The following is a 6,094-nucleotide window of genomic DNA, read 5'->3' as shown; positions in this document are numbered from 1 at the left end:
TGATTGAACGTTCAATCAAAACAAAATTCCTGCCTTCCCGTGACAGCGCATACTCGTGCGCCGGGCCTGCGCGCCCGGAAATCTTTGCCTATGCTGCTGTCTACCAACAAGGAATCAACGTGACGAGGGACACCGCCATGTTCTACGTGCAACGCGACGCCACCGGCCAGTTGCTGCGGGTAGAAGCCGCTTCATACGAAGGGTTCAGCGAGATACTCCCCGCCGACAATGCCGAAATCCAGGAATGGTTCGGCGATGACGAAGTGGAAAACAGCCTCAAGCAGCTCAAGCAAAGCGACCTGGACATGATCCGCGTGCTCGAGGACTTGATCGATGTGCTGACCGCCAAGGGCGTCTTCAGCATCACCGACCTGCCTGCCGGGGCACAGGCCAAGTTGCTCAATCGTTCCAAGGCGCGCAAGGCGCTCGGCAGCTTGAACAACCTGATCGATGAAGAAGAGCAGGGCGGGTTGATCTGATACTGGATCAGCCCCCGTTCCTCAGTGATATGGTTATTCAATAAAGGTATTTAAAATATCCTTCTTATGACTTTATAGTCGATCCCACTGCGTACCCGTCGACCAATCGATGCGCCGCACGACTTGAACCCACACGGGAAATCCCCGTGCGTTTCTGATCGTTGCGCGTACTTTGACGTCGCGCACTGCGTGGGAGTGAACCATGTCCGCCGCCTCGAACGCCTTGTCGTCCATCGACAGCGCCCAGCCGCAACACTTTGAAATCCGCCCGTTCTCCGGTGCCGTCGGGGCCGAGATCATTGGCCTTGACCTTGGCAAGCCCGTCAACGCCGAGGATTTCACCCGCATTCATCGCGCCCACCTCGATCACCATGTACTGGTGTTCCGCGACCAGCGCATCACCCCTGAACAGCAAATCAGCTTCAGCCGCCGCTTCGGCGAGCTGCAGATCCATGTGCTCAAACAGTTTCTGCTGGCCGGGCACCCCGAGATCCTGATCGTTTCCAACATCGTCGAAGACGGCCACAACATTGGCCTGGGTGATGCTGGCAAGTTCTGGCATTCGGACCTGTCGTACAAGACGCTCCCCAGCCTCGGTTCGATGCTGCATGCCCAGGAACTGCCGAGCGAGGGCGGCGATACCCTGTTCGCCGACATGCACAAGGCCTGGGACGCCGTACCCGAAGCCCTGCGCAGCGTGATCGAGGGCCGCGCGGCCGCTCATTCCTACACGGCCCGTTATTCCGAAACCAAGTTCGAGGGCAACTGGCGCCCGACCCTGAGCGCCGAGCAGTTGGCCCAGGTGCAGGAAGTCATCCACCCGGTGGTGCGTACCCACCCGGAAAACGGCCGCAAGGCGCTGTTCGTCAGTGAAGGCTTCACCACCCGCATCGTCGGCCTGCCAGCGGATGAAAGCCACGACGTGCTGCAACAGCTGTATGCCCTGAGCGTGCTCGAACAGAACATCTACCGCCATCAGTGGCAGCCCCACGACCTGGTGTTCTGGGACAACCGCTCGCTGATCCACCTCGCCACCGGCTGCCCCGCGCACCTGCGGCGCAAGCTGTACCGCACCACCATCCAGGGCGATGCCCCGTTCTGACGACTGAGGAAACACATCATGCGCAAATCCATCAGCCGCCTGGCGGCAAGCATCGGCCTGGGCGCGAGCCTGGTCGTCGGCAGCCTGGCGGCACCTGCCGTGGCCCAGGCCGAAGGCGAGATCCGCATCGCCGAACAGTTCGGCATCGTCTACCTGCTGCTGAACGTGGTGCGTGACCAGCACCTGATCGAGAAGCACGGCAAGGAGCAGGGCATCGACATCAAAGTCGATTGGGCCCAGCTTTCTGGCGGTGCAGCCATCAACGATGCGCTGCTGTCTGGCTCGGTGGACATCGCCGGCGCCGGCGTTGGCCCACTGCTGACCGTCTGGGACCGTACCAAGGGCCGGCAGAACGTCAAGGCCGTCGCCTCGCTGGGCAACTTCCCGTATTACCTGGTCAGCAGCAACCCCAACGTGAAGACCATCGCCGACATCTCCGAGAAAGACCGCATCGCCGTGCCGGCGGTAGGCGTCTCCGTGCAGTCGCGCTTCCTTCAATACGCCGCAGCCCAGCAGTGGGGCGACAAGGACTACAACCGCCTCGACAAGTACACCCTGGCCGTACCGCACCCCGATGCCACGGCCGCGTTGATCGCCGGTGGCACCGAGCTTAACGGGCACTTCTCCAACCCGCCGTTCCAGGACCAGGCGTTGGCCAACAAGGACGTGCACGTCGTGCTCAACAGCTACGACCTGCTCGGCCCCAACTCGCCGACCCTGCTGTTCGCCACCGAAAAATTCCGCAACGACAACCCCAAGACCTACAAGGCCTTCGTCGACGCCCTGGCCGAGGCTGCGGACTTTGCGCAGAAGGACAAGGCTGCTGCTGCCGATACCTACATCCGCGTGACCAAGGCCAAGATCGACCGCGACGCGCTGATCAAGCTGATCGACAACCCGCAGTACGAGTTCACCGTCACGCCGAAGAACACCTACAAGCTGGCAGACTTCCTTTATCGGGTCGGCGCCATCAAGCACAAGCCTGAGTCGTGGAAGGATTACTTCTTCCAGGATGAACGCCCGCTGCAGGGGAGCTGATCGATCATGACCGCCCCATTGCCAGGCCACGCGGCCAGCAACCTGAGCCGTGTCGCCACGCCACCCTTGCTCAAGGTGGATAAACTCAGCCTCGAATACCGCACCGCGCAGCGCGTGGTGCGGGCCACTCACCAGGTCAGCTTCGAAGTTGACCGTGCCGACCGTTTCGTCTTGCTGGGGCCTTCGGGCTGCGGCAAGTCCACCTTGCTCAAGGCCGTGGCCGGGTTCATCAACCCCCAGGAAGGGCAGATCCTGCTGCAGGGCCAGCCCGTCAAAGGCCCAGGGCCGGACCGTATCGTGGTGTTTCAGGAGTTCGACCAGCTACCGCCCTGGAAGACGGTAAAGCAGAACGTCATGTTCCCGCTGCTGGTCTCTGGCCAGCTCAAGCGCGCCGAGGCCGAGGAACGGGCGCTGCATTACCTGGACAAGGTCGGCCTGGCGGCGTTTGCCGATGCCTATCCCCATACCCTGTCTGGCGGCATGAAGGCGCGCGTGGCGATTGCCCGGGCCTTGGCCACCCAGCCGAAGATTCTGCTGATGGACGAACCGTTCGCCGCGCTCGACGCGCTGACCCGGCGCAAGATGCAGGAAGAGCTGCTGCTGCTGTGGGAAGAGGTGCGTTTCACCTTGCTGTTCGTCACCCACTCCATCGAAGAGGCGCTGGTGGTCGGCAACCGCATCTTGCTGCTGTCGCCGCACCCGGGGCGGGTACGGGCCGAGGTGCACAGCCATCAGTACGATCTTGGCAGCCTGGGCGCAGCGGATTTCCAGGCCAGTGCCCGCCGCATTCATCGGCTGCTGTTCGATGAGGCACAAACGCCCGAGCAAGCCGACGAACTCGGCTTCAACGATATCCGTATCGCCCACTGACAGGAGCTTCAGCCATGACCACTACCCCTGTACGTCAGGAATACGAGGTGCAGCTGGAGCCGCTGCTCAGTGTGCCTCTGGAACGCCAACTGCCATTGGCCCAGCGTTTGTGGCAGCACGGCTGGCTGCGCAAGGCGGTCATCCTGGTGGTGATCGCCGCGCTTTGGGAGGCCGCAGCCCGCTATCAAGGCAACGACCTGCTGCTGCCGAGCTTTCTGCAAACGTCCGCTGCGTTATGGGATGGCCTGATCAGCGGTGAACTGCCGGCCAAGGTCGGCGTGTCGCTGGTGATCTTGCTCAAGGGGTACGTGCTGGGCATCGCGCTGGCCTTTGGGTTGACCAGCCTGGCGGTGTCGACCCAGCTCGGTCGTGACCTGCTGGGCACCTTGACCTCGATGTTCAACCCCCTGCCAGCGATCGCCTTGCTGCCGCTGGCGCTGCTGTGGTTCGGCCTGGGCGACAACAGCCTGATCTTCGTGCTGGTGCACTCGGTGCTGTGGGCACTGGCGCTGAACACCTACGCGGGCTTTCTCGGGGTGTCCGAAACCCTGCGCATGGCCGGCCGCAACTATGGCCTGAAGGGCCTGCGCCTGGTGTTGCATATCCTGGTACCGGCGGCCTTGCCGTCGATTCTGTCGGGGTTGAAGATCGGCTGGGCGTTTGCCTGGCGTACCCTGATTGCCGCCGAGCTGGTGTTTGGCGCCAGCAGTGGCAAGGGCGGCCTGGGTTGGTACATCTTCCAGAACCGCAACGAGCTGTACACCGACAAGGTGTTCGCCGGGCTGGCCGTGGTGATCCTGATCGGTTTGCTGGTCGAAGGGTTGGTGTTCAATACCCTGGAGCGGCTGACGGTGCGGCGTTGGGGCATGCAGCGCTAGCAGGCAAGCCTGCACCGGCTGCTGTGGGGGCGGGGTTATCGGGGTGCCGAACCGGCACGCAGAGGCCGGTACAGGTTATGGGTTCTGGTACTGGGCAGCCGCATTGCTCAGCATCTTGCCAATCTCTTCGCGCAGCCCTTCGGGTTGCTCCACCACTACCCCATCCCCCTGGCTCAGCAGCCACCAGCGCAACGGCCAGCCATCGCTCACCGTGGCACGCACCCGATGCCCATGCTCCTGCGCCGTCAGCTGCATGTCGGTGCTTAGCGGCGTCTCGCGCAGCTGCCGCGCCAATGTGTCACTGATCCGCGCCACCAGCTCCACCCCTTCGCCCTGGGCCGGCTGCAGCGCGTCACCGCGCAGGTAGGTCAATAGGTCGAAATTGCCGCGCAGCTCGCCCACGGCAGTCGACGACCAGTGCCAGCCGAACGGTATGCTCTTGTCATTGCGCTCCAGCGGAAAAATCAGCGACAACTCGTTGAGGTCGCGCTCAACCGTGCGTTTGCTGACATTGAAGCCCACATCACGCAGGCGCCAGACCAGCTCGGCGCTGGTGATGCCTGGGGAGCGGCTGGGCAGCTGGCGCAGCAGCGCCCACTGACGGCTGAGGGTGGCGCGAGTGGTGGCGAACGGCAAAAGATAACGTCCTTGTCTAGGCTTGCCGCAATAGGATGGCGGCACGAGCGGGGCATGGCAATTGGCCACAGCCTGCTCAGATCAAGGAAGTCGCATTTGGTTGCCTCGTGCCGAATCGTTCGCGACAGGTTTTGTCGTGACGTCACGCAGAATCACGCCTCATCACAGCTGAGGTTGGGGTTGTGTGTCGTTCAATGAGGATGAACATGTCTGCTGCCAGCAATATCCATTCGCTGCTCGCCCGTCTTCTGCCAGAGCGGGTCATCGCCCCACCAGCCCCTGCGGCGAGGCGTCATCGGTTGTTTGCCGGGGTCGGGTTGCCCAGCCAGCGGTCGCTGTTGGTCAGCCGCCTGGATGAGGCCAGCGATTTGCAGGTGGTGTATGCCGACCTGCGCCGCCAGGCGTTGCAAGGCAGCGTAGCGGCGCTCAATGACCTCGGCTGGATCTGGCTCAATGGCAAGTACTGGCGTGCCGACACGGTGCTGGCCGGCCACCTGCTGCGCATGGCGGCCTTGCAGGGCAACGCCGCGGCCTGGTTCAACCTGGGCCAGCAGCACTATTTCGGCAAAGGCATCGAGGCGTCGTACGTGCAGGCGGCCGAGTGTTATCGGCAGGCGTTCGACCGCGGCATGTTGCATGCTGCCGCTGCGCTCGGTGACTTGTATGAAGAGGAAGTGTGCGATGGCGACCTTGACTGGCAGGTCGACCTGGTAGAGGCCTACCAGTGGTTTCAGCGCGGCGCCCAGCGGGGCGAAGCGCGATGCCGGTTTGAAGTCGGTTATCGGCTGATGCATGGCCTGTACGTCGAAGCCGATATCAAAGGCGCGTTGTATTGGCTGGAACTGGCGGCTGCGGCGGGGGTGATGCAGGCGGCCGAGGAGCTGGCGGTGCATTTCAGCAGCCGCGACGGCACGCGGTACCTGGAATGGCGCGACCGGGCAGTGCAGATGGGCAGCACGCTGGCGCTGACGATGAAGCTGGAAGACCAGGTGCAGCCCTGACCGTTGCCTCATATTCGCGGCAAAGCGCAGCCCCTTGTGGGGGCGGCCTTGCGCCGCGAAAGGGCATTACATGAACAACAATTCATCCAC

General features: G+C 62.8%; 7 protein-coding genes. 6 read left to right on the top strand and 1 reads right to left on the bottom strand.

Annotated features, from left to right (window positions below; translation table 11 throughout):
• The first annotated feature begins 137 nt into the window (after positions 1-137).
• From NP534_RS04765 to NP534_RS04745, 5 genes are all read left to right on the top strand, one after another.
• Positions 138-479, top strand: a complete 342-nt coding sequence (locus tag NP534_RS04765) for a hypothetical protein (RefSeq protein WP_033703347.1) — start codon at positions 138-140, stop codon at positions 477-479.
• Positions 480-681: 202 nt separating this feature from the next.
• The gene (locus NP534_RS04760) at positions 682-1,581 is read left to right on the top strand and encodes a TauD/TfdA dioxygenase family protein (RefSeq protein WP_274097941.1); all 900 of its coding nucleotides are present in this window, start codon (positions 682-684) and stop codon (positions 1,579-1,581) included.
• 18 nt (positions 1,582-1,599) lie between these two features.
• On the top strand, positions 1,600-2,619 hold the full coding sequence (locus tag NP534_RS04755) for an ABC transporter substrate-binding protein (protein WP_274097940.1): 1,020 nt from the start codon (positions 1,600-1,602) through the stop codon (positions 2,617-2,619).
• A gap of 6 nt (positions 2,620-2,625) precedes the next feature.
• Positions 2,626-3,489: an ABC transporter ATP-binding protein gene (locus NP534_RS04750; RefSeq protein WP_274097939.1), complete on the top strand. Its 864-nt coding sequence runs from the start codon at positions 2,626-2,628 to the stop codon at positions 3,487-3,489.
• Between the two features lie 14 nt (positions 3,490-3,503).
• Positions 3,504-4,367, top strand: a complete 864-nt coding sequence (locus tag NP534_RS04745; RefSeq protein ID WP_274097938.1) for an ABC transporter permease — start codon at positions 3,504-3,506, stop codon at positions 4,365-4,367.
• Between the two features lie 75 nt (positions 4,368-4,442).
• Here the strand turns inward: NP534_RS04745 and NP534_RS04740 are convergent, their stop codons facing one another.
• Positions 4,443-5,003 (bottom strand): WYL domain-containing protein, encoded by a 561-nt coding sequence (locus NP534_RS04740; RefSeq protein ID WP_033703321.1) that lies wholly within the window; start codon positions 5,001-5,003, stop codon positions 4,443-4,445.
• A gap of 206 nt (positions 5,004-5,209) precedes the next feature.
• Between NP534_RS04740 and NP534_RS04735 the strand changes: the two genes are divergently transcribed.
• On the top strand, positions 5,210-6,004 hold the full coding sequence (locus NP534_RS04735; protein WP_274097937.1) for a tetratricopeptide repeat protein: 795 nt from the start codon (positions 5,210-5,212) through the stop codon (positions 6,002-6,004).
• Positions 6,005-6,094: the final 90 nt, after the last annotated feature.

This window comes from Pseudomonas sp. 39004 (genome assembly GCF_028682155.1).
Taxonomy (GTDB): Bacteria; Pseudomonadota; Gammaproteobacteria; order Pseudomonadales; family Pseudomonadaceae; genus Aquipseudomonas; species Aquipseudomonas capeferrum.
This window is presented reverse-complemented; position numbering and strand designations above follow the sequence as displayed.